Raw genomic sequence first — 26,385 nt, 5'->3', positions numbered from 1 at the left:
TCGCCTTCGCTGCCTGGGTCATTGCCCGCTTAGGCGGATGGGACGGCTACTATGGCAAGCCGGGACCAAAAACCATGCGCTTGGGGCTCGAAGCCTTCCAGCGCATCAAATTTGGCGCCTCACTGCGAATGGCCGATGTGTGAATCCGATAGCCTCGCTTGCGGGAGAGGTGACCGGGCCCGCGGCTGGCGGCGTAACACATCCGAGGTTCTTCGGGCGCCGCCCGAATTAAAATCCCGTAAGCCGATTGACGCGTCGTTGCGGGTTCCCCATGTCCCCCGCCGTGCCCTATGATACGGTCGAATCCGCCCAAGGAGTTTGAGATGGCTCACGACGTCAGAGATTTGCCGGCCGGCCGCACGGATGGCCTGAACCGCTTTCTCGGCGGCTCGCCGCTGGCGGTCGCGTTTCGCCTGGTCCTGCTCTCGATCCTCGTCGGCGTCGTGCTGGCGGCGATCGGTTTCGATCCCTGGAATATCATCACCAGCATTCGTCTCTTGTTCCAGCGCTTGTGGGATCTCGGCTTCGACACCGTGAACTGGCTGTGGCGCTACTTCCTGCTCGGCGCCGTCATCGTGATCCCGATCTGGCTGCTGATGCGCGTTTTCGGCACGCCGCGCAGATAAGGACTTGGGGAGCCAGCAGCCAATGCAATTGCGCTTTGTCGGCTGCGGCGACGCCTTCGGCTCAGGCGGCAGGCTCAACACCTGCTTCCACGTCTCGGGGCGCGAGGCCAACTTCCTGATCGATTGCGGCGCGTCGGCTCTGCCGGCGCTGAAGCGACTCGAGATCGACTGCGATGATATCGATCTCATCCTGATCACGCATTTCCATGGCGACCATTTTGCCGGGCTGCCGTTTGTCCTGCTCGACGCGCAATTCTCGCGGCGGACGCGGCCGCTCACGATCGCCGGCCCCAAGGGCATCGAGACGCGGCTGCGTGAGGTGATGGAGGCATTGTTCGAGCACTCATCGAAGACGAAACAGCGCTTCGAGCTGTCCGTCGTCGAGCTCGCGCCCGAGCAAAGCCGAAGCTTCGGCGCGGTGACGGTGACGCCCTACCCCGTCGTGCACGGCGAATCCGGCGGTCCCTTCCTCGCCTATCGCGTCGAGGCCGAGGGCCGCACGCTGGCCTACAGCGCCGATACCGAATGGACGGAGACGCTCATTCCACTGGCGCGTGGCGCGGATCTTTTCATTGCGGAAGCCTATATGTACGAGAAGGTGGTCAAGAATCACCTCAGCCTGAAGACCTTGGAACAGCATCTGCCGGATATCGGCGCAAAACGCCTCGTCCTCACCCATATGAGCGAGGACGTGCTGTCGCGCCTCGACGACATCGCCCATCTCGCTGCCGAAGACGGCATGGTGCTCGTGTTCTGACATGCACGCCCCCGTTCACTTAGGGATCGGCTCCCGCCAGGTGTTCGCCATCGCAGGTCCCGCGATGGTCGCGAACCTCACCACGCCGCTGATCGGCGTGGTCTCGACCACCGCGATCGGACGGCTGGACGACGCCGCGCTGCTCGGCGGCGTGGCCATCGCGTCCGTCATCTTCGATTGCCTGTTCTGGCTGTTCGGATTCCTGCGCATGAGCACGCTCGCCTTCACGGCGCAGGCGCTGGGCGCCGGCGAGACGCGCGAGCTGACCGCTATCCTGGTGCGCGGCTTCATCGTGGCCGGCCTGATCGGCATAGCGCTGATCGTGTTGCAACTGCCTCTGGCCGCCGTGCTGTTCAACCTGATGGGCGGCAGCGAAGGCGTCACGCGCGCGGCCAAAACCTACTTCGTGATCCGGATCTGGTCGGCGCCGCTGGCGCTCGCGAACTACGTCATCCTCGGCTGGCTGGTCGGCCAGGCCCGCGCCAATCCGGCGCTCGCGCTCCAGGTCGTCATCAATCTCGTCAATGCGGCGGCGACGATCCTGCTGGTGCTGGTCTACGACACCGGCATCGCGGGTGCTGCGATTGCGGCGCTGCTGTCTGAAGCGGCCGGATTCGGACTAGGTCTGATCGTCTGCCGCCGCTATGCGGACGGTGGGTTCGCGGTGCCATACGCGGCCCTGTTCGACCGGGCCAAGTTGATGCGGCTGCTGGCGGTGAATTCCGACATCCTGATCCGCACCGCAGCGCTGATCGCCGTGTTCCTGTTTTTCACCGCCAAGGGCGCGCGGGCCGGCGACGTCACGCTGGCCGCCAATTCCGTGCTTAACAACTTTCTGCTGGTCAGCGCCTTCTTCCTCGATGGTCTTGCGAACGCAGCCCAGCAGCTTTGCGGCCGCACGCTTGGCGCACGCGACGCCAAGGGATTTGCGGATTCGACCCGGCTGGTGCTGCTATGGGGGCTCGGCTTCGCGTTGGTCGTGTCCGCGCTGTTCGCGCTGTTTGGGCCGAGCTTGATCGATTTCATGACGGCGAGCGAAGCCGTCCGTCGCGGCGCGCGGGAATTCCTGCCGTTCGTCGTGCTTGCACCCATTCCCGGCGTGTTCGCCTTCGGCTTCGACGGCATCTATATCGGCGCGACCTGGGCGCGCGAGATGCGCAATCTGATGCTGGCCTCGCTCGCGATCTTCTTCGCCGCATGGTGGGCGCTGCAATCGTTCGGCAATGCCGGACTGTGGAGCGCGCTGATTGCCTCCTACGTCTCGCGCGGCGGCTTGCAGGCCGCGCGCTATCCGGCGCAATTCAGGAAGACGTTTTCCAAGCCGTAGCCCGATTGGCTACATCCCCGGCCAGTCTTCCGCCGTCAGCGTCGCGGCGTCGGCGCCGACGATCTCGGAGAGAGAATCCCTCCCGGTGCGCAAGAGCGTCGAGGTGAGGTCGCGCTTGATCTCGTCGACGAGGCCGAGGCCCTTGTAGATCAGCGACGAATAGAGCTGGATCAGGCTCGCGCCGGCGCGGATTTTCGTCAGCGCGGCGCCGCCCGAATCGACACCACCGACACCGATCAGCGGGAATGCGCCCTCGACCCGCACATATGTCTCCGCGACCATGCGCGTCGACAGCCGGAACAGCGGCCGGCCGGACAGCCCGCCCTGCTCCTTGGCGCGCATCTCCTCGCGCAACGTGCTCGGCCGCGCGATCGTGGTGTTCGACACGATCATGCCGTCAACCCGGCGCGAGCGCGCGACCTGCACGACGTCGTCGAGCTGGGCGAGGCTGAGGTCCGGCGCGATCTTGAGCAGCACCGGCGTGTCGCCGGCCTTCTGGCGCACCCGCTCGCGCGCGTCGATCACCCTGGCGAGCAGATCGTCGAGCAGCGCGCCTTCCTGCAAATTGCGCAGGCCTGGCGTGTTCGGCGAAGAGACGTTGACGGTGAAATAGCTCGCCACCGGCGCAAAGGTCTCGATCAACTTGACGTAATCATTGACGCGGTCCGGCGAGTCCTTGTTAGCGCCGACATTGACGCCGACGATACCGCCATGCTGCGCGCGGGCCGCGAGCCGGCGCAGCGCGATCTCCGCGCCGTCATTGTTGAAGCCCATGCGGTTGATAACGGCCTCGTCGCGCTCCAGACGAAACAGCCGCGGCCGCGGATTGCCGCTCTGCGGCTTCGGCGTCACCGAGCCGATCTCGACGAAGCCGAAACCGAGCCGCAGCAGCGCATCCGGCACTTCGGCGCTCTTGTCAAAGCCCGCGGCCATGCCGATCGGATTGGAAAAGTTGAGCCCGAAGGCGCGCACCGCGAGCTTGGGGTCGTCAGCGCGCGGTTTGATCGGCGGCAGGAAACGCAGGCCCTGGATGGCGAGGCGATGGGCATCCTCCGGATCGAGCCAGCGCAACACCGGCAGCGAGAAAGCGTCGAAAGCGCGGATCACGGGGCAAGCTCCGGGACGTCATGGCCGCCATCGGAGCGCGTGTTGAGGTTGATCACCGCGATCACCGCGCCGAAATCGAGCTCGCCATAAAGATGCGGAAACAGCTCCTCATTGCGCGAGCGCTCCCAGCGCAATTCGCTGCCGAGCGCATCGCCGTCAACCTCGACCAGGAACAGCGCGCGCTGCCCGAAATAATGCTTGCGCAAGGTCTCGGGAACCTGGGCCGCGGTGGAGAAATGGATGAATCCGTCGCGCGCATCGTCCGCGCTGCCGCGGTAGACACCCTGCCGTTCCGCCTCGCGCCAGGCCGAGGCCGGACAGATTTTGTAGATCTTGACCACCGCTTACGGAGCCCTTTGAGTTGCTTGGGTTTTTTCGTCTCTTGCGGGTCTTAAAACCCGGGCGCGACCGTAATGGCGCCCCCGTCCGAACTCAAGAGTTAGAGCCATTTCCGGTCCGATGAAATCGAACCGGGACTCTAAATTCTTGTTTGACGCGTTTTCTTTGCGCGAACCGGCATCCACTTCGCTTGAAAACGCTTTCCCGCCCCCTTGCGCAAGAAACGGAAAACCGGTTGATTTGAGGATAGTTTTCCTGAGTTGCGACGGGCTGGACCTTCCATGGTCAGGCAGGCCAAAGCGCAGAGGATGCTCACTCACGACCAGATCTGGGTCGCACTGGATCGGCTGGCCGAGCGTGCCGGCTTGTCACCGTCCGGCCTTGCCAAGCGCGCCGGGCTCGACCCCACCACCTTCAACAAGTCCAAGCGCGTCACCGCCGACGGCCGCGAGCGCTGGCCCTCGACCGAATCGATCGCGAAAGCGCTGGCGGCGGCGGATTCGTCGATCGATATTTTTGCCAGGCTGGTCGACGACGAGGCCGGCTGCGGCCACTCGGTACCGCTGCTCGGCTTCGCGCTGGCGGGCGCGAGCGGCGCCTTCGACGAGTCCGGCTTTCCCATCGGCAAGGGCTGGACCGAATTTGCGCTTCCCACCGCCGAGGACAACCGCAGCTTCGCGCTGCACATTTCCGGCGAAGCGCTGCAGCCCGCCTATCGCGACGGCGACGTCATCCTGGTCTCGCGCGGCGCGCCGATCCGCAAAGGCGATCGCGTGGTCGTGAAGACAAGAGCGGGCGAGGTCACGGTGGCGACGCTGAAGCGCCGCACGGCAAAGGCCCTGGAGTTGCAGCCGCTCGATGCCTCACAGGCCGAGCGCACGATGGCGGCGAGCGACGTGGCATGGGTCGCAAGGATCGTATGGGCAAGCCAGTAAGCTTGCGCCGCTGTCATTCCCCGCGAAAGCGAGGAATCCAGTACGCCGCGGCCTCTCGACTCTATCATAGCTGTCTCTGGAATACTGGATCGTCCGCCCCAGTGCGCAATTGCGCACTGGGGCGGACGATGACATTGAGAATGCGGCTACGCACTCCGCGCCAGCGCGCCGTCGATCATGTTCATCGCGTTCTGCACGCCATACACCGCGACAAAGGAGCCGAAGCGCGGGCCCTTTTCCTGGCCGAGCAGCACCTGGTAGAGCATGTTGAACCAGTCGAGTGTCACGCCCGGACGACCGTCCTTGCCCTTCTTGACCTGGTCGAGGAAGGGATCGCGGCGGCCGATCTCGTAGACGACGTTCTGGATGTCCTCCGGCGTTGCGTCCTGGGAAAGCTGAGATAGCGCGTCGCGCAGATCCTGGAGCGCTGCGCGCTCTGTCTCGGTGGGTTCGCGGAACGTCTTCGTCGGCGCCACGAAGTCGCGATAATAGTTGATGGCATAGCCGACCATCGCATCGAGCTTGGGATGCGTCTGCGGGCTCACGCCGGGCCGATAACGGCCAATGAAACCCCACAGCGTCTCGGCATTCTCCGCGTTCGACGACGACACCAGCGTCAGCAAGAGCTGGAACGTGACGGGCATATCGAACTTCGGCGGGTTGCCACTGTGGACATGCCAGACCGGATTGCCGAGCTGCTGCTTGGCGTCCTGCTTGGCAAAGCCGTCGATGAACTGCTGGTAGTCGTCGACGTTGCGCGGGATGACGTCGAAATACAGCCGCTTGGCCGCCTTCGGCTCGCGATACATGAACAGCGACAGCGATTCCGGCGAGGCGTAGCGCAACCATTCGTCGATGGTGAGGCCGTTGCCCTTCGACTTCGAGATCTTCTGGCCCTTGTCGTCGAGGAAGAGCTCGTAGTTGAAACCTTCCGGCGGCGTGGCGCCGAGCGCCCTCGCGATCGCGCCGGAGAGTTTTACGGAATCGATCAGGTCCTTGCCGGCCATCTCGTAATCGACGCCGAGCGCGACCCAGCGCATCGCCCAATCGGCCTTCCATTGGCACTTGACGTTGCCGCCGGTCACGGGCGTCTCGACTTCCTGGTTGGTATCGGGGTCGACATAGGTCACCGTGCTGGCCGCAACGTCGCGGCGGATCATCGGCACCTGCAGCACGACACCCGTGGTCTTGCTGATCGGGAGGAACGGCGAATAGGTCGCGCGGCGGTCGGGTCCGAGCGTCGGCAGGATGATCGCCATCACCTTGTCGTAGGCCGCGAGCATCTTGAGCAGCGTCGCGTCGAAACGGCCGGACGTATAATAGTCGGTCGAGCTCGCGAATTCGTAGTCGAAGCCGAAATGATCGAGGAAGGCGCGCAGCCGCGCATTGTTGTGGTGCCCGAACGACGGGTACTCGTTGGAGAACGGATCCGGCACGCGCGTCAGCGGCTTGCCGAGATGCGCGGCCAGCATCTCCTTGTTGGGGACGTTGTCGGGCACTTTCCGAAACCCGTCCATGTCGTCGGAGAACGCGAGCAGGCGCGTCCTGATCTTGTTTTCGGTCAGCACATGGAAGGCGTGCCGCACCATCGATGTGCGCGCGACCTCGCCGAAGGTGCCGATATGCGGCAGGCCGGACGGGCCGTAGCCGGTTTCGAACAGCACCTCGTCCTTCGGGCTTTTCTTCAGCCGCGCGACAATGGCCTTCGCCTGCTCGAACGGCCAGGCATTGGATTGTTCGGCGAGCGCACGCAGATCGCTCGGATTCGCGGCAAGATCGATAACGGACATCTAGGAGCCTCCGGGCCGCGGAAAATAGCGATTTCCGGGCAGAATGCAATTTTGCGAGACCCTCACCCTGAGGAGCGCGCTCTTCGCGCGCGTCTCGAAGGGCGAGGCCACCAGCGGGGCCTTCATCCTTCGAGACGCTTGCTGCGCAAGCTCCTCAGGATGAGGAATTGGTAACGGCGCGTGGGACTAAAACGGGCTCACCGAAAAGTACCGCAGCCACAGATCCGTGTAGCGGCCTTTTTCCCAGACACGGAACATCGCCCAGTTCAGGGCCTGGCGCAGCACGTCGTTGCCCTTGCGCACGGCGATGCCGATGCCCTCGCCGAAGAAGCGGCTCTCGACGAAGGGGCCGCCGGAGAAGGCGCAGCAATCGCCGGAATCGGAGCCGTTGATCCAGAACGCGAGCGAGATGGCGTCGCCGAAGATGAAATCGACCTCACCCTTGCGTAAAGCACTCCGCATAACGTCGTCGTTGGGATACGGGTGCAGCTCGGCGTCGGTGAACATCGCCTTGAGATAGGCTTCATGCGCGGAGCCGGCGATGACGCCGACCTTCTTGCCCTCGAGATATTCGGGCCGGATCTCCGGCATCACCGCGTCCTTGCGCGAGGCGAAGCGCGCCGGCACGCGGTAATAGGGATCGGTGAAGTCGACGCGGGCGCGGAGCTGCGGGCTCACCGCCATCGAAGCGATGATGGCATCGCCCCGGTTGGAGGCGAGCGCGTCCACCAGCGTCTCGAAGCGGCGCATCTGCACCGTGCAGGTGACCTTGATCTCCTCACACAGCGCGCGGGCGAAATCGACGTTGAAGCCGGCCGGATTGCCGTCGGCGCCGGTGTAGTTGAAGGGCGGATAGTCGGTCTCGGTCAGGAAACGGATCACGGTCAGACGCGACAGGTCCGGCCGCTCCGGCCGCCGTCGCGGGTCCCAGAAGCCGGGCACGGCCTGCGGGGCCGCCTGGGGTCTCGCCTGCGGTGTGGCTTCGGGCGCCGCGGAAGGCTGCTTGGCCGGCGTCTGGGCTTTTGCGCCGGACAGGCCCGCGAGCAGACAAACGCCGACGACCAGCCCGGTCATCAAGCCACGGCCGGATTTGGACGATTTCGCCTGTTGCGATGGAGCCATCGGCTGAAAATGAACGAATTTCGTTGGGATCGGAAGGCCTTATAGCCCATCCGGCCGGGAACGCGAGGGCGGATTGTGGCCAGGGTGCGCTCCCTCCCCCGCTTGCGGGAAGGGTCGGGGGGAGGGTGTCTCCGGAGGAGAGAGCCCCTACGTGGAGAGAGCCCTCACCCGGCGCGTTGCGCCGACCTCTCCCGCAAGCGGGAGAGGTTACACCGAGGATGCGGCGCGATCCGTCCGCCTAACTAGAGATACCGCTTCAACTCGACCGCGGCCTCTTCCGGCGTGCGCTTCAGGTTGAATGGCGAGACGAAGCGGCCGTCGCGGTCCATCAGATAGATCAGCGCGGTGTGGTCCATGGTGTAGTCGCCGTCCTTGGTCGGGACCTTCTTGGCGTAGACCCGGTAGGAGGTGATCACCTTGGCGGTCTCGGCGGGATCGCCGCTGAGGCCTTCGAGGTGCGGGTCGAAGCTCGACAGATAGTCCTTCATCGCTGCGGTCGTATCGCGTTCGGGATCGACCGAGATGAAGACGGCATTGAACTTGTCGGCATCCTTGCCCAGCGCGCGCAGCACTTCCGAGATCTCGAACAGCGAGGTCGGGCAGACATCGGGGCAATGGGTGTAGCCGAAGAAGATCAGGGTCGGCTTGCCCTTCAGGTTCTTGTCCGTGAAGGCCTTGCCGTTCTGGTCGGTGAGCTGGAACGGGCCGCCGATCGCGGCCGGCTGCGCCACCTTGCTGACCCCGCCCATGGCCCAGAATACGATCAGGAGCCCGAGGACGAGGCTTGCGGCGAAGGCGGTCGCGATTACCAGCGGACGGGCGGCTGAACTCATGGGCGGAAAACTTCCTGTCGCGGGTCAGAAGCAGGCGGCAAAGCCAGTCCTGATCATTTCGAAGAACACCTGGCTGCCATAGTGGAACCAGAGCGCGAGCACGCCGAGCACGACCAGGCCGCCGACGCCAGCACCTGCCAACAGCAGCACGAACGGCGTCCGGCCGGCAGTGGGCGAATTGTCCGATACAGGATGGGTAGGGTGCAGTGGTTGAGCCATGACAACGATCGGGGCGAAGGCCCTGGTTCCCAGGCTTTCAGATAGGCTTTGGGCCGCCTGGGGGCAAGGCACCGCTGGCGACCCAAAAGGATCCCGTCATGCTGAGGATCTCAGTGAAAGACCTGACCCCGAGCGGACTCGAGCTGTCCCGCTTCCGGCAGAGACCGGCGCGACGGCGGCTTGATCGCCGAGGCCTGCGCGTCCAGGTAGCAGGGCTTGTACATGGCCTGGAGCTGTCTGCCCCTCAGGAACAGCATATGCGGGGTGAGGCCGCCGCGCTGATTGATCCAGCGTTTCACCTGCGACGGATACATCGCATAGAGCATCTGGGTCGCTTCGGAATTGGTGACGGCGCGGCCATTGGTGCCGAAATCCCAGGCGGCGTGGAAGCCCAGCGTCGCATGCGAGGTCACACAGATACGGTCATGCGGGATGGCCCCGAGGACGATGGTGCAGGCCGAGGCGCAGAGGCCGTCGATGATGACGGTGTCGCCTGATTGTCGCAGATCCTGGTATCTGTCGACGTAGGTTCCAATCCGGCCGCCGCGGTCATCTGCGATCCGGACCACCGCGTGAGAAGCCCCCATGCTCGCGATCAGGAGAACCGCCGCGAGCAACCCCGTCAGAAATTTCATTATCCCCCGCCCCAGTCGAATTCGAATCTGTGTGTCAGGTGGTGATGCCCTGCTAGGGTCCGTCGTAACCGCGGCTTTGTCTAGGCATGCCGGCTCGCTCAAAACAAATTCAAATCCAGTGTTGCGCCCGCGCTGCACTCGGGCGGTCTTTTTCCCGAGGTGGAACAAGTTAACGATGGCTTACGCGCCATACTCTTGATCTCAGTTGCAACCGCTGGCTTCAATCCGGGCAACTACAGGGGGAACCGATGGAGGGGAAACACTTGGCTAAACAGATGGCTGAAGAGACAGACGTCATCGTCGTCGGCGCAGGATTGTCGGGCCTCGTGGCCGCAACCGAAATCGCCGATGCGGGCAAGCGCGTGATCGTGGTCGACCAGGAGGGCGAGCAGTCGCTCGGCGGCCAGGCGTTCTGGTCGTTCGGCGGATTGTTTCTGGTCGATTCGCCGGAGCAGCGCCGGCTCGGCATCAAGGATTCCTACGAGCTTGCGCTGCAGGACTGGCTTGGGACCGCCGGCTTCGACCGCGACGAGGATTTCTGGCCGCGCCAATGGGCCGAGGCTTATGTGGCATTCGCGGCCGGCGAGAAGCGCGACTGGCTGCGTGCGATGGGCCATCGCATCTTCCCCGTGGTCGGATGGGCCGAGCGCGGCGGCTATGACGCGATGGGCCACGGCAATTCGGTGCCGCGCTTTCATGTCACCTGGGGCACCGGGCCCGGCATCGTCGAGCCATTCGAGCGCCGCGCGCGCGAGGCCGTCAGAGGCGGCCGGCTGAGCTTCAGGTTCCGGCATCGCGTCGATGCGCTGTCCGTCACCAACGGCACGGTGGATGGCGTCAGCGGCGCCGTTCTCACCCCCGACAATGTCGAGCGGGGCAAAAGCTCGTCGCGCAATGTCGTCGGCGAGTTTGCGCTGAAGGCGCAGGCCGTGATCGTGGCGTCCGGCGGCATCGGCGGCAATCACGAGCTGGTGCGGCAGAACTGGCCGAAGCGACTCGGCGCGCCGCCGAAATTCATGATCTGCGGCGTGCCCGAGCATGTCGACGGCCGCATGATCGGCATCACCGAGACATCAGGCGCGCGGCTGATCAACCGCGACCGCATGTGGCATTATGTCGAAGGCATCCAGAACTGGAATCCGATCTGGCCGCGCCACGGCATCCGCATCCTGCCCGGCCCGTCCTCGATGTGGTTCGACGCCACCGGCACGCGATTGCCGGCGCCGCTCTTCCCCGGCTCCGACACGCTCGGCCAGCTCCAATACATCATGTCCACCGGTTATGATTATTCCTGGTTCATCCTGACCCAGAGCATCATCAAGAAGGAGTTTGCGCTGTCGGGCTCGGAGCAGAACCCCGATCTCACCGGCAAGAGCTGGCGGATGACCTTGCGCCGCGCCATCAACAAGGGCGCGCCGGCGCCGGTGGAAGCGTTCAAAAACCATGGTGTCGACTTCATCGTGCGCGACAAGATCGAGGATCTCGTTACGGCGATGAACAAGCTCGCTGGCAGCGACCTCCTCAAGCTGGAGCACATCAGGATGCAGATCGAGGCGCGCGACCGCGAGATCGCCAATCCTTACGTCAAGGATGCGCAGGTGATGAACATCCACAATGCGCGGCGCTATATCGGCGACAGGCTGATCCGCACGGCTCCCCCGCACCGCATCCTCGATCCCGCGCAGGGACCGCTGATCGCGGTCAAGCTCAACATCCTCACCCGCAAGACGCTGGGCGGTTTCGAGACCGACCTCTCCTCACGCGTATTCGGCGAGGAGGGCAGCGTCATTCCGGGCCTCTACGCAGTGGGCGAAGCCGCCGGCTTCGGCGGCGGCGGCGTGCACGGTTATCGCTCGCTGGAAGGCACGTTCCTCGGCGGCTGCCTGTTCTCGGGCCGCAATGCCGGACGCGCGGCGGCGAAGGCGGTGAGCTAGATCATGCGGCGGTGGATGCGCATCGCGGCGCTTGTTGCGGCATTGGCCGCCGCCTCGGCTGCGTCCGCCGATACGATCGACATCGACGGCGTGAAGCGGTCCTACACCGCGCAACTGCCGGCGAAGCGGCTTGTGCCGCTCGTGGTCGTGCTGCATGGCAAGACCCAGCGCGGCGCCGACATGATGACGCGGACGGCATGGCCGCAGGTCGCAAAGCGCGAAGGGTTTGCCGTGGTCTTTCCCGATGGCCTCAACCACGCCTGGGCCGACGCGAGGACCAAGGCGGGACCCGCGCTCCGTGGCCCGCCCGCAGGCACCGACGACGTCGCCTTCATCGCAAAGCTCGTCGAGAAGCTGGTGGCGAACGGCACCGCGGACCCTCGCCGCGTCTATGTCACCGGCATCTCCAATGGCGGCGCCATGGCGATGACGCTGGTCTGCGCCCGCGCCGATCTGTTTGCTGCCGGCGCGAGCGTGATCATGAATCTCACCGACGAGGCCGCCGTCACGTGCCATCCGTCGCGGCCGCTGCCGATGCTGTTGATGAACGGTACGGCCGACCCGCTGGTCCCCTACGAAGGCGGCCGTGGATCGAGCTATTATGCCGCAGACGGGTTCTGGTCCACCGACGAGACGCTGGCGTTTTGGCGCAAGCTCAACGGCTGCGAGACCGATAATGCCGACATGACCGATTTGCCCGACAAGGCGCCCGCAGACCAGTCCACGGTCACACGGATCTCCTCGCGCTGTCCTGATGGGCACGACGTCGTGCTTTATCGCATCAATCGAGGCGGTCACCGCATGCCCGGATTTTCTCCGGATGCCCGCTTCCCGAAGGTCGCAGCCGGCCTGCTCGGGCCGCAGAACGGCGACATCGACGGCGCCGAGACGATCTGGACTTTTTTCAGCCAGTTTCCGTAGGGAGTGCATGCATCGACGGCGGCGCATGCGTGCTCGGGGTGGCACGGAGCAAGCCGCTGCGCTAGACAGGGCCGCCATTCAAAGGAGATCCCCCAATGAGCATTCAGCGTCTTGAAGCCGGCCCGCGCATGAGCCAGGTCGTCGTGCACGACAACACCGTCTATCTCGCCGGTGTCGTCGCCAACAACGCCGCCGGCGAAAGCGTGACCAAGCAGACCCAGGACATCCTGGCGACCATCGACAGCCATCTCGCCAAGGCCGGCACCGACAAGTCGAAACTGCTCTCGGCCACGATCTACATCACCGACATGAAGACGTTCGGCGAGATGAACGCGGTGTGGGACGCCTGGGTCTCGCCCGGCAATACCCCGGCGCGCGCCACCGTCGAAGCCAAGCTCGCAGCGGCGCAATACACCGTCGAGATCATGGTCACCGCGGCGAAGTAAGCTTACGACAACATTTACGCGCGGCTGAAGCGCGATGAAATATCATCGCGCTTCAGAGCGACCGCCGCAATCACGCCAACCGATACGCAGCCTTCGCATTCACGCCGAACGTCTTGTCGCGCACATGCGCGCCGAGCCTTATCAGGCACGCCTCCAGCGCATCCTTGATCTCGCCGTAGCTGCCCGCAAGCAGGCACACCGGCCAATCCGAGCCGAAGATCAGGCGATCCTCGCCAAAGCATTTCGCGGCGTGCGCGACGAACGGAAACAGCCGCTCCGCATCCCAATCGTTCCACACCGCTTCCGTCGCCAGCCCCGAGACCTTGCACCAGACGTTGCCGCAGGCCCCAAGTGCGGCGATGCGATCGGACCATTCGTTGCTTCCACCGTCCGCGATCGGCGGCTTGGCGGCGTGGTCGAGCACGAAGCGCGCCTGCGGGAAGGCCTGTGCGGTTGCGATCGCCGCCGGCAACTCGCGGGCTCGGACGAGGAAATCGTAGGCGAGATCGTGTGCGAACACCGCCGTGAGGCCACGCTGGACGTCCTCGCGCAGCAGCCAGTCCGGATCGGCCTCGTCATGCACCTGGTGGCGGATGCCGACCAGCTTGTCGCCGCCGGGCGAAGCGCCCAGCCGGTCGAGCGTTTCACCAAGTGCAGCATCGGTCAGATCAACCCAGCCGACGACGCCAACCACAAATGGGTTTTCATGCGCGATCCGCAAAAAATCCTCGGTCTCCTCCAGCGCGGAGCGGCATTGCACCACGATGCTGGCGTCGATGCCGTTCGCTTCCAACAACGGCGCGAGATCGGCCGGACCGAGGGCGCGGCGAATCGGCGTGAGCTCGGGCGCGTCCATCCAGGGATAGTCGGCGCGCGCCGGGTCCCAGAAATGCTGATGGCCGTCGATGATCATGCCTTACGCTCCGCCCGGCAATGGTGCGCGGACGTCGACCAGGTTTCGCGCACGCAGCTCCTGCCAGAACGCCGCCGGCACCGTCTTTTCCGACATCGCGATGTTGTCGGCAACTTCCGCGGCATTGCGCGCGCCCATCACGGCGACCGTCACGGCCGGATGGGCCATGCAGAACTGCAGCGCGGCGGCTTTCAGCTCGGTGCCGTGCTTGCGGCAGAGCTCGTCGAGCGCGAGCGCACGGGCAACGAGTGCCGCATCGGCGTCCAGATAGTCGAACTTCGCGCTCGTGTGCGGATTGGCCAAAATGCCGCTGTTGTAGATGCCGCCGAGCAGGATGCCGATGTTCTTAGCGGCGCAGACCGGGAACAGCGCATCCAGCGCGCCCTGATCGAGCAACGTGTAGCGGCCGGCGAGCAGGAAGCAGTCGACCGGAACGGCCTCCGCAAACCGCACCAGCATTTCCGACTGGTTCATGCCGGCGCCGATTGCCTTGACCGTGCCGTCGGCGCGCAGGCGCTGGAGCGCGCGGAAGGCACCGGCCACGGCGTCGTCATAGTGATCGTCGGGATCATGCACCAGCAAGACGTCGACGCGGTCGAGCCCAAGACGCGCCAGACTCTCCTCCACCGATCGCATCACGCCGTCATAACTGAAATCGAACACCGGCCGCTCGCGCGACGTGCCCTTGTAATGCGCGTCCTCGGCGGCAGCGCCATCGGGCGCACGCAGCAGACGGCCGACCTTGGTGGAGATGGCGTAGGAGTCACGCGGCTGTTGCCGCAGGAATGCGCCAAGGCGTCGCTCCGCGAGGCCAAAGCCGTACAGCGGCGCGGTGTCGAAGAAGCGGATTCCGAGCGACCAGGCGCGGGCGATCGTCGCTTCCGCATCGGCATCGCTGACGGGGGTGAACAATCCGCCGAGCGGGGCGGAACCGAGGCCGAGTGACGTGACGTCGAGAGAGCCGAGCCGCGACCTTTTCATTCCCATTGCCTTCCAAGAGCCTGCTTTCGAAAGTCCGGCTTCCGAAAGTATCGGTTCCAACAGCCAAGATCATCTCTCCCGCTTGCGAAAACCGCAAGCGGGAGAGGCACGCAGGAGCGCGGGGCTGGGGCCGCTCCTATTTCAACATCTGCGCAACGTTGTCCTTGGTCACGAGATCGAGGCCGGTATAGACGATCTCCGGCACCTTCTCGCCTTTCTTGATGGCGAGCAGCGTATCCATCGCCTTCTCGCCCATCTCCAGGGGACGCTGACCAACCAGTGCATTGGCATAGCCATCGCGCAACAGCTCGAGCTGCATCTTCAGCGTATCGGCGACGACAAGTGTGAACTTGCCGGAATCGATATCCTTCTTGTACCTGGAGGCGAAGGCCTTGAAGCCTTCGGGGGCGAACATCGGCCAGCCGCCGATGGGAACGATCGCGGCGAGGTCGGGCGTCGCAGTGCGCATGTCGGTCATCTGCTGAACCGCCAGCGCGGGATCGTCGTTGCAGAACGTCGGAGAGCCCGCGACTTCGGTCCATTTCGAGCCCTTCAGCGCCTCGCGGACGCCGTCGACGCGTTCGGCGAGGTTCTTGGCGCCGGGACCACCCGAGACCATGGCGTATTTGCCGCCGTCGGGCCGCAGCTTCAACAGTTGCTTGCCGAGTGCGACGCCGAACTCCTTGTTGTTGGTGCCGATATAGGCGATCCGCTTGGAGCCAGGTGCATCGGCATCGAAGGTGATGACCGGGATGCCGGCCGCGGTCGCCGCCTCGATCGACTTCGACATGGCCGCGACGTCGGCGACCGAGATCGCGAGGCCGTCGACCTTCTGAGTGACGAAGTCCTGAATGATCTGGGCCTGCGTCGCCGGCTCGTGCTCCACGGGCCCCTTGTAGATACACTCGATATTGCCGAGCTCCTTGGCACGCTTCAGGCAGCCGTCGCGCGCGAAGTCGAAGAACGGATTGTTCATCGCCTTGGGCACGATCACGAAACGGTAGTTCGCAGCAAACGCCGGCGTTGCCATCATCACGACGGCGATGCCGGCAAGAAGAAATTTCTTCATCGTCTCCTCCACCCTTCTCTGGCGCCCATCCTCTTAAGATCGTCCGGGAAGCGGACAGGCGGCATTTTCGTTGCCTTCCCGGAACGACGTCATTTCAGATCATCCGCGAGCGGATGCGGTCGACCAGCACGGCCAGGATGATGATCACGCCCACCAGCGTCTGCTGCCAGTAGGAGCTCACCTGGGCGAGCACGAGGCCGTTGCGGATCACCTCGAGCAGCACGCAGCCGACGATGGCCCCTAACGGACCGCCGATGCCGCCGGCGAGATTGGCACCGCCGATGACGGCCGCGGCGATCACGTTGAGCTCGTAGGACGTCGCCATGTTGGCCGGCGCCGACCCAAGCCAGCCGGAGATGATGATGCCCTGGAGGCCCGCGGCGAGCGCGCAGGTCACATAGACCTCGATCTTCACCCGCACGACAGGGATGCCGGTGAGTTCGGCCGCCTTCTCGTTGCCGCCGAGCGCGAACACGTGGCGGCCGAAGCCGGTGTGGTGCAGCACCACAGCCATCGCCAGCGCGAGGACCACGAGATAGATGAAAGGCACGGGCACGCCGAGCACGTCGCCCGAGGTGAGTGCGTAGAAATAATCGGCATCCGGTCGACCAGGAAAGCTGCCGCGGCCGTTGGAGACGACATAGCCGAGCCCGCGCACGATCGAGAGCATGCCCAGCGTGGTGACGAAGGGCGACAGGCCGAGCACAGCGATACAGAAGCCGTTGACGAGGCCGGCGAGCAGCGCGACGCCGAGGCCGGCGAGGATCGAGAGCAGCAGGATCAGGCCGGGGACATTGGCCAGCACGGTCTTGCCGTCGGCCGCCATGTGGACGAACAGGGAGCCTGCGGCCGAGCCGGGTGACGACAGCTCGGTCATCACCATCGAGGTGACCATGGCGGAGAAGCACATCATCGAGCCGACCGACAGATCGATGCCGCCGGTGATGATCACGAAGGTGACGCCCAGGGTGGCGATGGCGATGAAGGAAAAGTTCTTCGCCACGTTCTGGATGTTGCCTTCGGTGAAGAAATACGGGCTGGCGAAATGCATGACCACCAGCAGCACCGCCAGCGCCAGCAGGACATAGCCGGTCTGGGAGGCAAAGATGCCGCGCTGCCACCATCTGATCCGGCCGACATTGGTGAAGCTGATCGGGGATTCCAAGGGCATGGCCATCACGCCGCCTCCTTCGCGCCGGTGATCAGGGCGGTGACCTCCTCGGGGGAGGTCTGGTGGATCGGCTTGTCGGCCCGTTTCTCGCCGCGGCGCATGACGACGACGCGATCGCACACCGCGAACACGTCGGGCATGCGGTGCGAGATCAGCATCACGGCAACGCCCTGCTCCTTCAGCCGGTGGATCAGGCCGAGCACCTGCTCGACCTGGCGGACCGAGATCGCGGCCGTAGGCTCGTCCATCATCACCAGCCTGGCGTTGGAGAGCCGCGTCCGCGCGATCGCAACCGCCTGGCGCTGTCCGCCCGACATCTGCTTGACGAGATCGTCGGGGCGCGTCTCCGAGCGCAGCTCGCCGAACAGCTCCAGCGCACGCGCCGCCATCGCCTTGTGATCGAGCAACGCGAGCGGGCCGAACCTGCGCTTCAGCTCGCGGCCGAGGAAGACGTTGGCGGCAGCCGTCAGATTGTCGGCGAGCGCAAGGTCTTGGTAGACGACCTCGATGCCGACGCCGCGGGCATCGACGGGCCGGTTGAAATGGACCGCGCTGCCGGCGAAGCGGATTTCGCCGTGGCTGGGGCGGAAATTTCCGGCGATGATCTTGACCAGCGTCGACTTCCCCGCACCGTTGTCGCCCATCAGGCCGACGACCTCGCCGGGGAGGACCTGCAGGTCGACGCTGTGAAGCGCGCGGATTGCGCCGAACTCCTTGCCGATGCCGGTCAGCTCGAGGACCGGTGTCGCTTCAGTATTTGTCATCAGCGGCCTTCCTCAGACGTAGCGGTTGACCAGGGATTCCAGATATTCCTGCCGGCCCGAGCGCGGCTGCGGGTCGAAGCCCGGGCCGAGCGCGCGGTCGGCAAGTTCGGCGAGCGAGCGCTGGCCGCCAAGAATGGCGCGGCCCTCGGGCCCGGCCCATCCCTCGTAGCGTTTCGCAAGCGGCGCAGTGAGGGCGCCGGCGTCGAGCATGTCCGCGGCAGCGAGGAGGGCGCGCGCGCAGGCATCCATCGAGCCGACATGGGCATGGATCAAATCATCAGGGTCGATCGACTGGCGGCGGATCTTGGCGTCGAAATTCAGGCCCCCCGAGGTGAAGCCGCCACGGTTCAGCACCTCGTGGAACACCAAAGCGAGCTCCGGCACGTTCATCGCGAACTGGTCAGTGTCCCAGCCGAGCAAATCGTCGCCACGGTTGATGTCGAGCGAGCCGAACACACCCAGCGCCTCGGCAAGCGCGACCTCGTGATGGAAGGAGTGACCGGCGAGGATCGCGTGGTTCTGCTCGATGTTGAGCTTGACGTCCTTCAGCAAATCGTAGCGCGCGAGGAAGCCGTAGCAGGTGGCGACGTCGAAATCATATTGATGCTTGGTCGGCTCCTTCGGCTTCGGCTCGATCAGGATCGGGCCCTTGAAGCCGATCTTGTGCTTGTGCTCGACGACGAGCGAGACGAAGCGGCCGAGTTGGTCGAGCTCGCGCTTGAGATCGGTGTTGAGCAGCGTCTCATAGCCCTCGCGCCCGCCCCACAGCACGTAGTTCTGGCCGCCGAGCCGGTGCGTCACCTCCAGCGCGGCGCGGACCTGGCCGGCGGCATAGCTGAATATCTCCGGGTCCGGATTGGTCGCCGCGCCCGCCATGTAGCGGCGATGCGTGAACAAATTGGCGGTGCCCCAGAGCAGGCGCACTTTGCTTGACGCCATCTTCGCTTCGAACAGGTCGGCGATCGCATTGAGATTGGCGACGGACTCGCCGAGCGAAGCGCCTTCCGGCGCCGCATCGACGTCGTGGAAGGTGAAGAAGGGCACGTCGAGCAGGCGGAACAGCTCGAAAGCGACGTCGGCCTTGGCGCGCGCCTGCGCCATCGCATCGGTGCCCTGGTGCCAGGGCCGCAGGAACGTCTCGCCGCCAAAGGGATCGCCGCCCGGCCAGCACAACGAGTGCCAGTAGCAGACCGCAAAGCGCAGATGGTCCTCCATCCTGCGGCCATGGACGAGACGGTCCTTGTCGTACCAGCGGAAGGCGGGCGTGTTTCCCGCATCCTTGCCGGCGAAGGCGACAGGCGCGCTTGCATCGAAGAATTTCACTGACGCGTTCACTCAGGCACACTCCTTCAACGCAGGATAAAGCTCGCGCCAGCGGCGATAGGCCTCGTCATAGGCTGCACCGACGGATGCGCGAGGCGTAAAGCTCGCAAGCCGCCGCGGACGGGTGCAAACCGCAGCAGCGTCTTCGCCGGTGGCGGCGAGCCGGCCGAGCCTGGAGGCGCCGAGCGCCGCGCCGACCTCGCCTTCTTCGACGCGGTGGACGGGAATGCCGAGCACATCGGCGCAGATCTGCGCCCACAGCGGCGAGCGCGAGCCGCCGCCGACGAGATCGACTTCGGGAAGCGGCCCGCTCGCCGCGCTCAGCGCCGCGAGATTGTCGCGCGCGGCGAAGGCGACGCCTTCGAGCACGGCCTGAACGATCTGGGAGCGGCCGGTCGCACCGCGCAGGCCGACGAAGGCGCCGCTGACGGCGGCATCGTTGTGCGGCGTGCGCTCGCCGTCGAGATAGGGCAGGAATTTGACCGGGCTCGGTCCATCGACACGCTCGCCGAGCGGCGCCAGCAGCGCAGGCGCAGGCGTCTCCATAACGCCCGCGAGCCAGGCCAGCGATGCCGCAGCCGACAGCATCACGCCCATCTGATGCCAGCGGCCAGGCAGCGCGTGACAGAACGCATGCACCGCCGAGGCCGGCGCCGGCGCGAACCGATCGGTAACGCGGAACACCACACCTGAGGTTCCCAGAGACAGGAACGCATCGCCCGGCGCGATTGCGCCGAGCCCGATCGCGCTCGCGGCGTTGTCGCCGGCTCCTCCGGCCACCACGACCTCGCGAGCCATGCCCCAGCGTTGCGCGTAGTCCGGCGCGAGCACCGCGCTGACATCGCTGCCGTCGACGAGGCGCGGCATATGATGGAGATCGAGCCCTGTGGCATGCAGCAGCAGGGCCGACCAGCGGCGCAGACCGACGTCGAGCCACAGCGTGCCAGCCGCGTCCGACATGTCCTCGACCATCTCGCCGGTCAGGCGATAGCGCACATAGGCCTTCGGCAGCAGCACCTTTGCGATCCGCGCGAAGATTTTCGGCTCGTGCCTGGCGACCCAGAGCAGCTTCGGCGCGGTGAAGCCGGGCATGGCCAGATTGCCTGATATCGTGTGCAGCGATGGGCAGCGCCGCTCCAGCGCGACGCATTCGGCGTGCGAGCGGCCATCGTTCCAGAGGATCGCGGGACGCAGCGGCCGTCCATCCTCATCCAGCAGCGTCGCGCCGTGCATCTGGCCGGATAGCCCGATGCCGCGCACCTGCGCGACCTCACGCGGATGGCGGGCGGCAAGGTCGTCGACCGCGCCGATCACCGCATCGACCCACGCATCGGGATCCTGCTCGGACCACAGCGGCGCAGGATGCGACAGCGACAGCTCGCGCGCCGCCGTCGCGAGGACCGCGCCGGCTTCGCTCACGAGCACCGCTTTCACACCGGATGTGCCGATGTCGATTCCGAGATCCACGCCATCCTCCCTGTCGTCTGTTGCGGTGCGCGAGCTCAGAGTCGCCTTGCCACAACGGGTCGTTTTGAATCCACTTGCCGCTAAGGCAGATTGTCCCGCATCACGATGTCGATCCTGATCTTCTCCTGTTCGCGCAAGATCGGCTCACCACGGGCGAGCGCAAGCAGCACGCGCACGGCGGCGCGCGCTTCGTGTCCGGGATTTTGTGAGATCGCGGCATCCATCACGCCTTGCAGCAGCAGCCGGCGCGTCAGCGCGGTGACGTCGTGTCCGACGAATACCACCTGCCTGTCGCGACCGGCATCGCTCAGCGCCTTCTCGCTCAACGCGTTGGCCACGCCCTGCGTGCCGGCGCCGACGTTATAAAGGCCGACAATGTCAGCATGCCTGCCCAACAGCCGCGCCAAGACCTGTTCCGAACGCGCGTCCTCGTCGCGCCCTTCCAATACCGGCAGCACGCTGAGCCCAGGGAATTCCGACGCCATCACCTGGATAAAGCCAAAAATGCGCTCGGCATGGTCGCGCAGGCCCTGCGATCCCGCGATGATCGCGACCTTGCCCGACCTTTGTCCGACCAGCCGCCCGACCAGCGCGCCAGCGGTGCGCCCCGCGGCGATGTTGTCGATGCCGATATAATGGTGGCGGCGCGACGACGGCACGTCCGAGACCAGCGTCACGACCTTGGTCCCGGCATCAACGAGATCGTCGATCGCGGCGCGGACGCCGGGATGGTCCAGCGCCACCACGGCGATGCCGTCATAATCGTCCGAGAGCCCTTCCAGCGAAGCAACGAGCACCGACGGATCGAACACGTCGGTTGCGACCATCTCGACGCTGAGGCGGCGGGATGAGAGCCAGGCCGACATCTCGCCGAGATAGGCCTCGATCTGCTGCATGAACGGGTTCGGTCCCGACGGCATCACGAAGGCGAAACGGCGGGCGCGGCCGCGGGCGAGCTCGGCGGCGGCCACATGCGGCTGGAAGGCGTTGCGCTCAATCGCTTCCTTGACGCGCCGGACCGTATCCGGCCGCACACCCGGACGATTGTGCAGAACGCGGTCGACCGTCGCGAGGCTGACGCCCGCCTGGCGGGCGATGTCCTTCAGCGTCAGCGCGGTCGTGGTGAGTGTCTCGGCCATGACTGAAGGCTAGCAGAGGTTTTTTGAGGTACGCAACTCATTTTGAGGGGCAGCAGGCATTTTTCAGTCGCTGTTGCTAGGAACGGCCTCTTCAGTCGGCCGTTGCCGCCGCGTGCATAACGACATCACCCATGATCCCGGCGAGGGATTGAGCCCGACGCTCGAGCGCAACATCCAGGCGTTGGTCGAGCGCCGCCTCCGGGAGCGGCGCGCGGCCAGGGGTCAGGAAAAGGTCGCGGATGCGATCACGGCCTTCACCGGCAGCATGATTTTCGTCTACCTGCATCTCGCGGTGTTCGGCTTCTGGATCATCGCCAATCTGCACTGGCTGCCGGGGATCCCGGCCTGGGACGAGAGCTTCGTGGTGCTGGCGATGGTTGCTTCGGTCGAGGCAATCTTCCTGTCGACATTCGTGCTGATCTCGCAGAACCGCATGACCGCGGCAGCGGACAGGCGCGCCGATCTCGATCTCCAGATCAGCCTGCTCGCCGAGCACGAGTTGACCAAGGTTGCCCGCCTCCTCACGCAAATCGCCGAGCGGCTCGACGTCCAGCCCGACTCGAAGGGCGATCTGGAGGAGGCAAGCCGGGACATCGCCCCCGAGCGCGTGCTCGACAGGATCGAGGAGACACGCTCCTGAGCTATCGGCCCGCCGACAGATCCAGGGTCAGGAACAGGCTGTTGGGATCCTCGACATAGCCCTGGAACGGGCCGCAGAGGACAAAGCCATGCGCCCGGTACAGCGCGAGCGCCGGCTTGAAATAGTCCCACGAGCCGGTCTCGAGGCTGAGCCGCGCCATGCCGCGCGCGCGGGCTTCCGTGATGATGTGGCGAAGCATCTCACCGCCAAAGCCGCGCCGGCGCGTGGTCTGGAGCGTGTGCATCGACTTCACCTCGCCATGCTCGGCCGAGAGCGTCTTCAGCGCGCCGACCGCGACCAGCGTCTCGCCATCCCAGCCGGTCCAGAACGCGATGTCCGCTGCGCGCAGCCCGGCGAGATCGAGCGCATGGGCGCTGCCCGGCGCGGTCTGCGCCCGCGCGGCGGTGACGTGATGATCGAGCAGCGCGATGACGCGCGGATCAAAGGTGTCGCCGGTGCGGATCTGCATTGTCAGGTTCACTCCAGGATTTCATATCGCATCAGCACCATTACATTTTTCCATAGGAAGCGCCCGCGGCGCGTGATGATGACGTAGCGCGCATCCTGTCTGGTCTCGTTCTCGAACATCGCCGCGCGCATCACGTCGAAATCCAGACAGTCGCCCTCGCGCAGGCGCACCGCCTTGGCGTCGATGTGCACGGCGATCGCGCCCTCCAGCATCAGAAGCTGCTGGGTGAAGGCGGTACGGCCCCACGGACTGTACGGCACCCGCGCGCCGGCCGGCAGGTCGACGACGATGATCTCGATGCCGCTCGCCGCGTCCGTCGGCGAGGCGTGTCGCCGTCGACAGCCGCTCTCGGGATCGCGCCAGTGCGGCTGGTCGGCAAGCCGCACCAGTCGCTCCGGCGGTTTCTCGGCCAGCGCGACGACGTCGCTGAGCGACACGTCGAGCGCGGCGCAAAGCTCAGCGTCATGCCGGCCTGCGTCCGAAGCGTCTTCAAGCGACGACCGATCGCACGATCGAGTTTCTGCTGGTCCATGGCTTTCATCCAGACATCGCCGGGCAAGAGGACCGCATCTGCCTGGGCCAAAGGAGCTTAGCGCGGGCGGCGGCGAACGCCGGAAGCAAGGGGCTAATATATTAGAATCTTTGCGCGGCGCACGGCGAAGAGGCATCCTGCTTCGCGCTGCCGAAATATCAAAGTCTTGGAAGCACCTTGGCTAGGATGGAGCGGGCGAAGTGAATCGAACCTCGTATGCAGCTTGGGAAGCTGCCCGTTCCTGAGCAACCCAATGCTTTACGTACAAAACTGCCCCTAACAGCAACTAATTCCATCAAAGGGTTGCGCCTACAATGCAAAGCGAGCAAGCCTCGAAAGCCAAACTGGCCCCGAAAGAACGGCCCATGGGTAAGTGGGGTGAACCGTTGCAGGTCCCTGCAACTTAGTTGGCCCGGCGCTTACCTCGCTTCTTCTTGACGGGAAGCTCGGTGGCCGCCCCTTGCGAGCGGGGGCGCCGCCTCGACCCCGAGGGCTATTGCGGCCTTCCACAAAGTCACCAGCATGGCGTCAGAGCGATCACATCGCGTCGCTAGTAATAGTAGATCAAGGCCCTTTTCACCGGCTCAACGTCAAGCGCAAAACCAATCTCGGTGTCGTTCAGGAGAGTGACAGACGGAACCGGACTATCATCATGGTGGATGCTTTCGATCGTCGCGCGATAACAAAACCCCTCGCCGCATAAGTATGGTCGGTCGCTGACCTTGAACGTCCCGCCTCCAACGATGGCTACCACCCTTCGATCTGAGAAGATTTCGGTAATTACACCGGTACGGCGCGTCTTCCCAAGTTCTTCAGCTCTCGCAATGCAATTGCGTTGAACGCATTCGGCCAAAGCCGAGCAAAGGGCTTCTACGAAATCTGCGTACTCAATTAAGATATCTGTCCCCAACACATCAGTGACCTCGATACCACCATGCGCGGCCTCATTTCGGTACTGCACAAGTTGATCTAACTCCGCATCAGCCTTGTCCGATTGTCGGCCACCTTTAAAAAAAATCTTGATGGCTCGATGACGACCAATCCATTCTGCGAGTTTCGGAATTCCACACCGGTCGAACAACGAAACCAGATCCTTCATCCTAAGATTTTGATCATGGGAAAGCATTGCCTCCGGCAACAGCCGGTATCTCTCGCCGCGGAAAATTCCTCCGATATCACTCAAAATCGAATTGAACGTTATACTGTCCTTGTAGCGATCCTTATCGAGGTCGATCAGCATTTGCCCCACCGACTTGCGGTGATGCGAGCGGAACTTTTCATCCAACTGATCGTACGCAACATTTGCCTCCAAGAATTGGAGATGCGCACCCAAGATGTCTTCGACAAACCTTTCAAAAACCGCATAGAGCCTTGTCACAACTGAACAGTGATCGATGATTTTCCAGTCGGTTGGGTCAGGCGACGAAGCGTACATCGCGCCCACATCGAAACACAGGCTAGAACCCTTCGAACAACTTATCGAACGATCACTAATCATCGACCTTACTAAAGCAGACAGCTCGAGATGTTTTTTTATGGATGCAATATTGCGCGCAAGGCGCTCGATGTAGGGCTCGTACATTATTGGCTCAAAACGCTATCGAGCTTTTTGCCGAACAGCTGAATGCGCTCCTGTACATCCTTTTTGCTGTTGCCCCTTCCTGTGAACGTTCCCTCCTCATGAGCAAGGAATAGTGTCTTGGTGCCTTCTATGATTTCTTCACGCTTTGGAACCATCTCAGCAATCTTGCCAAGGCGCTCAGATAAACCGACCATCACCGCATCGTAGAACGCCTTCTGTGGCTTAGTCTCCCACGCTTTTTCTCGGACGTTGTACGGACAGAACACTTTGTCGCCAAAAATCTCCACGGCGACGTTCATCGTCGTAATAAAATCCTGGCGCAGCATCTGAAGATCATCGACTTTGAACTTCATTGCTTTTGTCATATACAGATCGAGAAAGCCCTGCATTCCGCGCCGATACTTCTCTGCGTGGCGAAGAGCGAAAAAGCGAAGCACTAACTCCAAGTCTCCCATCTTTGAAAAAAAACTGTTCTGGAGAAGGCTGGGATTGATGTCGATCTCGTTTTCAACGTACCTGGGAATCCCCCATACCTTCCGAAACAAGTCCAAGCGGGACAGCTCCGTAAGGAGATCGTTGAAGGGACCGCGGTAAAGGGCGTTTCTAATTTCCTGACGTTCGAGCGCGACCCCGCCAGTATTCAACCTCTCAAAGACTGTTTCGCGCAGATAAGATGCCTCCGCTTCGTCCGCGGTTGACTCCTTGAGCAACACGATTGATGTAATCGACCTACGATCAATGCCCGCCTTAAGGCTGTCAGGCAGGTTATGATAGTATCGACCATTCAGCTCTGGCCACATCTGAAGGTCCGTAAGCTTCAATCTATTATCGTAAAAATCTCTGAGCGCAGTAATGCGTTGTTGTCCGTCCATAACCTCGTAGGAATTATAGTCCTTCTCATAGAGGAAGACCGGAGGCACGGGAATGTTCATTAAGAACGATTCGATCAGCAAACTCTGCTTCGCAGCATCCCAGCGAGGACGCCGCTGATAGAACGGCATCAGATCCATATAGTTTGTCTTCTTCAGAGCAAGAACAAATCCGGGAAGTTTCTCCCGGTTGGTCTCGATAACGATGCGGCCCTCACCCCGAGCGTAACGTTCATTGATCGCCTTATCGTCCTTTCCGAGTTCAGCCTCATCAAGGACTGCATCCCACATCTGTCTTTCGCTAGGCGTCAAAGGCATGATTTTTCCCAATCAGAATCGCGGACGAGCCTAACCTGGACTACGACACAGCCGCAAGTTGTTACAATCGTTGATTTTTCTAGTAGGGCCCGATCTGTAACGCTATTTGCGACCACCGTTGCACGACACGTTTCGGAGCCCTAGGCCGTGAAATCCA

The 26,385-nt window shown here is 63.7% G+C and carries 27 protein-coding genes; 8 read left to right on the top strand and 19 right to left on the bottom strand.

Going from position 1 to position 26,385, the window contains the following annotated elements; genetic code table 11:
* Positions 1-323: 323 nt before the first annotated feature.
* Genes ABIB06_RS12120 through ABIB06_RS12110 form a run of 3 tightly spaced genes read left to right on the top strand, consistent with a single transcriptional unit; the run spans position 324 to position 2,710 of the window.
* Complete coding sequence (locus ABIB06_RS12120) at positions 324-626, top strand: DUF6460 domain-containing protein (RefSeq protein WP_354053125.1); 303 nt, start codon at positions 324-326, stop codon at positions 624-626.
* 22 nt (positions 627-648) lie between these two features.
* Positions 649-1,383: an MBL fold metallo-hydrolase gene (locus ABIB06_RS12115; protein WP_354053124.1), complete on the top strand. Its 735-nt coding sequence runs from the start codon at positions 649-651 to the stop codon at positions 1,381-1,383.
* A 1-nt stretch (position 1,384) separates the two neighbouring features.
* The gene (locus tag ABIB06_RS12110; protein WP_354053123.1) at positions 1,385-2,710 is read left to right on the top strand and encodes an MATE family efflux transporter; all 1,326 of its coding nucleotides are present in this window, start codon (positions 1,385-1,387) and stop codon (positions 2,708-2,710) included.
* Positions 2,711-2,719: 9 nt separating this feature from the next.
* On the opposite strand, the gene ABIB06_RS12105 is transcribed toward ABIB06_RS12110, so the two are convergent.
* Together ABIB06_RS12105 and ABIB06_RS12100 are read right to left on the bottom strand one after the other, a co-directional pair.
* Positions 2,720-3,817 carry a quinone-dependent dihydroorotate dehydrogenase gene (locus tag ABIB06_RS12105; RefSeq protein WP_354053122.1) on the bottom strand — a complete coding sequence of 366 codons (1,098 nt, stop codon included), beginning with the start codon at positions 3,815-3,817 and terminating at the stop codon, positions 2,720-2,722.
* The gene (locus ABIB06_RS12100; protein WP_247338639.1) at positions 3,814-4,158 is read right to left on the bottom strand and encodes a DUF952 domain-containing protein; all 345 of its coding nucleotides are present in this window, start codon (positions 4,156-4,158) and stop codon (positions 3,814-3,816) included. Before ABIB06_RS12100 ends, ABIB06_RS12105 begins: the two co-directional genes overlap by 4 nt.
* A gap of 279 nt (positions 4,159-4,437) precedes the next feature.
* Here ABIB06_RS12100 and ABIB06_RS12095 point away from each other — a divergent pair, with 279 nt between their 5' ends.
* Positions 4,438-5,091: a S24 family peptidase gene (locus ABIB06_RS12095; RefSeq protein WP_354053121.1), complete on the top strand. Its 654-nt coding sequence runs from the start codon at positions 4,438-4,440 to the stop codon at positions 5,089-5,091.
* Between the two features lie 146 nt (positions 5,092-5,237).
* Here the strand turns inward: ABIB06_RS12095 and ABIB06_RS12090 are convergent, their stop codons facing one another.
* From ABIB06_RS12090 to ABIB06_RS12070, 5 genes are all read right to left on the bottom strand, one after another.
* On the bottom strand, positions 5,238-6,881 hold the full coding sequence (locus ABIB06_RS12090; protein WP_354053120.1) for a lysine--tRNA ligase: 1,644 nt from the start codon (positions 6,879-6,881) through the stop codon (positions 5,238-5,240).
* Between the two features lie 186 nt (positions 6,882-7,067).
* Complete coding sequence (locus ABIB06_RS12085; protein WP_354053119.1) at positions 7,068-8,003, bottom strand: transporter substrate-binding domain-containing protein; 936 nt, start codon at positions 8,001-8,003, stop codon at positions 7,068-7,070.
* 242 nt (positions 8,004-8,245) lie between these two features.
* Entirely contained in the window at positions 8,246-8,836 is a 591-nt protein-coding gene (locus tag ABIB06_RS12080) for an SCO family protein (RefSeq protein ID WP_354053118.1), read from the bottom strand.
* 24 nt (positions 8,837-8,860) lie between these two features.
* Positions 8,861-9,055 carry a hypothetical protein gene (locus ABIB06_RS12075; protein ID WP_247338648.1) on the bottom strand — a complete coding sequence of 65 codons (195 nt, stop codon included), beginning with the start codon at positions 9,053-9,055 and terminating at the stop codon, positions 8,861-8,863.
* Positions 9,056-9,165: 110 nt separating this feature from the next.
* Positions 9,166-9,690, bottom strand: a complete 525-nt coding sequence (locus tag ABIB06_RS12070; protein ID WP_354053117.1) for a hypothetical protein — start codon at positions 9,688-9,690, stop codon at positions 9,166-9,168.
* A 275-nt stretch (positions 9,691-9,965) separates the two neighbouring features.
* Here ABIB06_RS12070 and ABIB06_RS12065 point away from each other — a divergent pair, with 275 nt between their 5' ends.
* From ABIB06_RS12065 to ABIB06_RS12055, 3 genes are all read left to right on the top strand, one after another.
* The gene (locus ABIB06_RS12065; protein WP_354053116.1) at positions 9,966-11,624 is read left to right on the top strand and encodes an FAD-binding dehydrogenase; all 1,659 of its coding nucleotides are present in this window, start codon (positions 9,966-9,968) and stop codon (positions 11,622-11,624) included.
* 3 nt (positions 11,625-11,627) lie between these two features.
* On the top strand, positions 11,628-12,545 hold the full coding sequence (locus ABIB06_RS12060) for a CE1 family esterase (protein WP_354053115.1): 918 nt from the start codon (positions 11,628-11,630) through the stop codon (positions 12,543-12,545).
* Positions 12,546-12,640: 95 nt separating this feature from the next.
* Positions 12,641-12,991, top strand: a complete 351-nt coding sequence (locus ABIB06_RS12055; RefSeq protein ID WP_354053114.1) for a RidA family protein — start codon at positions 12,641-12,643, stop codon at positions 12,989-12,991.
* Between the two features lie 70 nt (positions 12,992-13,061).
* Here ABIB06_RS12055 and ABIB06_RS12050 read toward each other — a convergent pair whose 3' ends face one another.
* The 8 genes from ABIB06_RS12050 to ABIB06_RS12015 all read right to left on the bottom strand — a co-directional run bounded on the left by ABIB06_RS12050 (position 13,062) and on the right by ABIB06_RS12015 (position 21,818).
* Positions 13,062-13,904 carry an amidohydrolase family protein gene (locus ABIB06_RS12050; protein WP_354053113.1) on the bottom strand — a complete coding sequence of 281 codons (843 nt, stop codon included), beginning with the start codon at positions 13,902-13,904 and terminating at the stop codon, positions 13,062-13,064.
* A 3-nt stretch (positions 13,905-13,907) separates the two neighbouring features.
* On the bottom strand, positions 13,908-14,885 hold the full coding sequence (locus ABIB06_RS12045) for an aldo/keto reductase (protein WP_354053112.1): 978 nt from the start codon (positions 14,883-14,885) through the stop codon (positions 13,908-13,910).
* 136 nt (positions 14,886-15,021) lie between these two features.
* A complete protein-coding gene (locus ABIB06_RS12040; protein ID WP_354053111.1) occupies positions 15,022-15,954 on the bottom strand; it encodes a sugar-binding protein in 933 nt (310 codons plus the stop codon).
* Between the two features lie 94 nt (positions 15,955-16,048).
* On the bottom strand, positions 16,049-17,131 hold the full coding sequence (locus ABIB06_RS12035; RefSeq protein ID WP_354068690.1) for an ABC transporter permease: 1,083 nt from the start codon (positions 17,129-17,131) through the stop codon (positions 16,049-16,051).
* Positions 17,131-17,889 (bottom strand): ATP-binding cassette domain-containing protein, encoded by a 759-nt coding sequence (locus ABIB06_RS12030; protein WP_247448370.1) that lies wholly within the window; start codon positions 17,887-17,889, stop codon positions 17,131-17,133. The genes ABIB06_RS12035 and ABIB06_RS12030 overlap by 1 nt, the downstream gene beginning before the upstream one ends.
* 12 nt (positions 17,890-17,901) lie before the next feature.
* Positions 17,902-19,224 carry a xylose isomerase gene (gene xylA, locus ABIB06_RS12025; RefSeq protein ID WP_354053110.1) on the bottom strand — a complete coding sequence of 441 codons (1,323 nt, stop codon included), beginning with the start codon at positions 19,222-19,224 and terminating at the stop codon, positions 17,902-17,904.
* The gene (xylB, locus tag ABIB06_RS12020) at positions 19,225-20,679 is read right to left on the bottom strand and encodes a xylulokinase (protein ID WP_354053109.1); all 1,455 of its coding nucleotides are present in this window, start codon (positions 20,677-20,679) and stop codon (positions 19,225-19,227) included. It abuts the gene before it with no gap.
* Between the two features lie 80 nt (positions 20,680-20,759).
* Positions 20,760-21,818 carry a LacI family DNA-binding transcriptional regulator gene (locus ABIB06_RS12015; protein WP_354053108.1) on the bottom strand — a complete coding sequence of 353 codons (1,059 nt, stop codon included), beginning with the start codon at positions 21,816-21,818 and terminating at the stop codon, positions 20,760-20,762.
* A gap of 112 nt (positions 21,819-21,930) precedes the next feature.
* Between ABIB06_RS12015 and ABIB06_RS12010 the strand changes: the two genes are divergently transcribed.
* Positions 21,931-22,458 (top strand): DUF1003 domain-containing protein, encoded by a 528-nt coding sequence (locus tag ABIB06_RS12010; protein ID WP_354053107.1) that lies wholly within the window; start codon positions 21,931-21,933, stop codon positions 22,456-22,458.
* A gap of 1 nt (position 22,459) precedes the next feature.
* Here ABIB06_RS12010 and ABIB06_RS12005 read toward each other — a convergent pair whose 3' ends face one another.
* From ABIB06_RS12005 to ABIB06_RS11990, 4 genes are all read right to left on the bottom strand, one after another.
* Complete coding sequence (locus tag ABIB06_RS12005) at positions 22,460-22,927, bottom strand: GNAT family N-acetyltransferase (protein WP_354053126.1); 468 nt, start codon at positions 22,925-22,927, stop codon at positions 22,460-22,462.
* 8 nt (positions 22,928-22,935) lie between these two features.
* On the bottom strand, positions 22,936-23,364 hold the full coding sequence (locus tag ABIB06_RS12000; RefSeq protein ID WP_354053106.1) for a cupin domain-containing protein: 429 nt from the start codon (positions 23,362-23,364) through the stop codon (positions 22,936-22,938).
* Positions 23,365-24,009: 645 nt separating this feature from the next.
* The gene (locus tag ABIB06_RS11995) at positions 24,010-25,041 is read right to left on the bottom strand and encodes an MAE_28990/MAE_18760 family HEPN-like nuclease (protein WP_354053105.1); all 1,032 of its coding nucleotides are present in this window, start codon (positions 25,039-25,041) and stop codon (positions 24,010-24,012) included.
* A complete protein-coding gene (locus tag ABIB06_RS11990) occupies positions 25,041-26,228 on the bottom strand; it encodes a GmrSD restriction endonuclease domain-containing protein (protein ID WP_354053104.1) in 1,188 nt (395 codons plus the stop codon). Before ABIB06_RS11990 ends, ABIB06_RS11995 begins: the two co-directional genes overlap by 1 nt.
* Positions 26,229-26,385: the final 157 nt, after the last annotated feature.

This window comes from Bradyrhizobium sp. LB8.2 (assembly GCF_040548035.1).
Classification (GTDB): domain Bacteria; phylum Pseudomonadota; class Alphaproteobacteria; order Rhizobiales; family Xanthobacteraceae; genus Bradyrhizobium.
This window is presented reverse-complemented; position numbering and strand designations above follow the sequence as displayed.

Coding starts and splice junctions, on each gene's coding strand:
- ABIB06_RS12015 (WP_354053108.1), bottom strand. CDS start 21,818: ATGGCCGAGACACTCACCACGACCGCGCTGACGCTGAAGGACATCGCC.
- ABIB06_RS12115 (WP_354053124.1), top strand. CDS start 649: ATGCAATTGCGCTTTGTCGGCTGCGGCGACGCCTTCGGCTCAGGCGGC.
- ABIB06_RS12085 (WP_354053119.1), bottom strand. CDS start 8,003: ATGGCTCCATCGCAACAGGCGAAATCGTCCAAATCCGGCCGTGGCTTG.
- ABIB06_RS12065 (WP_354053116.1), top strand. CDS start 9,966: ATGGCTGAAGAGACAGACGTCATCGTCGTCGGCGCAGGATTGTCGGGC.
- ABIB06_RS12030 (WP_247448370.1), bottom strand. CDS start 17,889: ATGACAAATACTGAAGCGACACCGGTCCTCGAGCTGACCGGCATCGGC.
- ABIB06_RS12080 (WP_354053118.1), bottom strand. CDS start 8,836: ATGAGTTCAGCCGCCCGTCCGCTGGTAATCGCGACCGCCTTCGCCGCA.
- ABIB06_RS12005 (WP_354053126.1), bottom strand. CDS start 22,927: ATGCAGATCCGCACCGGCGACACCTTTGATCCGCGCGTCATCGCGCTG.
- ABIB06_RS11995 (WP_354053105.1), bottom strand. CDS start 25,041: ATGTACGAGCCCTACATCGAGCGCCTTGCGCGCAATATTGCATCCATA.
- ABIB06_RS12050 (WP_354053113.1), bottom strand. CDS start 13,904: ATGATCATCGACGGCCATCAGCATTTCTGGGACCCGGCGCGCGCCGAC.
- ABIB06_RS12055 (WP_354053114.1), top strand. CDS start 12,641: ATGAGCATTCAGCGTCTTGAAGCCGGCCCGCGCATGAGCCAGGTCGTC.
- ABIB06_RS12070 (WP_354053117.1), bottom strand. CDS start 9,690: ATGAAATTTCTGACGGGGTTGCTCGCGGCGGTTCTCCTGATCGCGAGC.
- ABIB06_RS12110 (WP_354053123.1), top strand. CDS start 1,385: ATGCACGCCCCCGTTCACTTAGGGATCGGCTCCCGCCAGGTGTTCGCC.
- ABIB06_RS12060 (WP_354053115.1), top strand. CDS start 11,628: ATGCGGCGGTGGATGCGCATCGCGGCGCTTGTTGCGGCATTGGCCGCC.
- ABIB06_RS12120 (WP_354053125.1), top strand. CDS start 324: ATGGCTCACGACGTCAGAGATTTGCCGGCCGGCCGCACGGATGGCCTG.
- ABIB06_RS11990 (WP_354053104.1), bottom strand. CDS start 26,228: ATGCCTTTGACGCCTAGCGAAAGACAGATGTGGGATGCAGTCCTTGAT.
- ABIB06_RS12045 (WP_354053112.1), bottom strand. CDS start 14,885: ATGAAAAGGTCGCGGCTCGGCTCTCTCGACGTCACGTCACTCGGCCTC.
- ABIB06_RS12090 (WP_354053120.1), bottom strand. CDS start 6,881: ATGTCCGTTATCGATCTTGCCGCGAATCCGAGCGATCTGCGTGCGCTC.
- ABIB06_RS12075 (WP_247338648.1), bottom strand. CDS start 9,055: ATGGCTCAACCACTGCACCCTACCCATCCTGTATCGGACAATTCGCCC.
- ABIB06_RS12035 (WP_354068690.1), bottom strand. CDS start 17,131: ATGGCCATGCCCTTGGAATCCCCGATCAGCTTCACCAATGTCGGCCGG.
- ABIB06_RS12095 (WP_354053121.1), top strand. CDS start 4,438: ATGGTCAGGCAGGCCAAAGCGCAGAGGATGCTCACTCACGACCAGATC.
- ABIB06_RS12040 (WP_354053111.1), bottom strand. CDS start 15,954: ATGAAGAAATTTCTTCTTGCCGGCATCGCCGTCGTGATGATGGCAACG.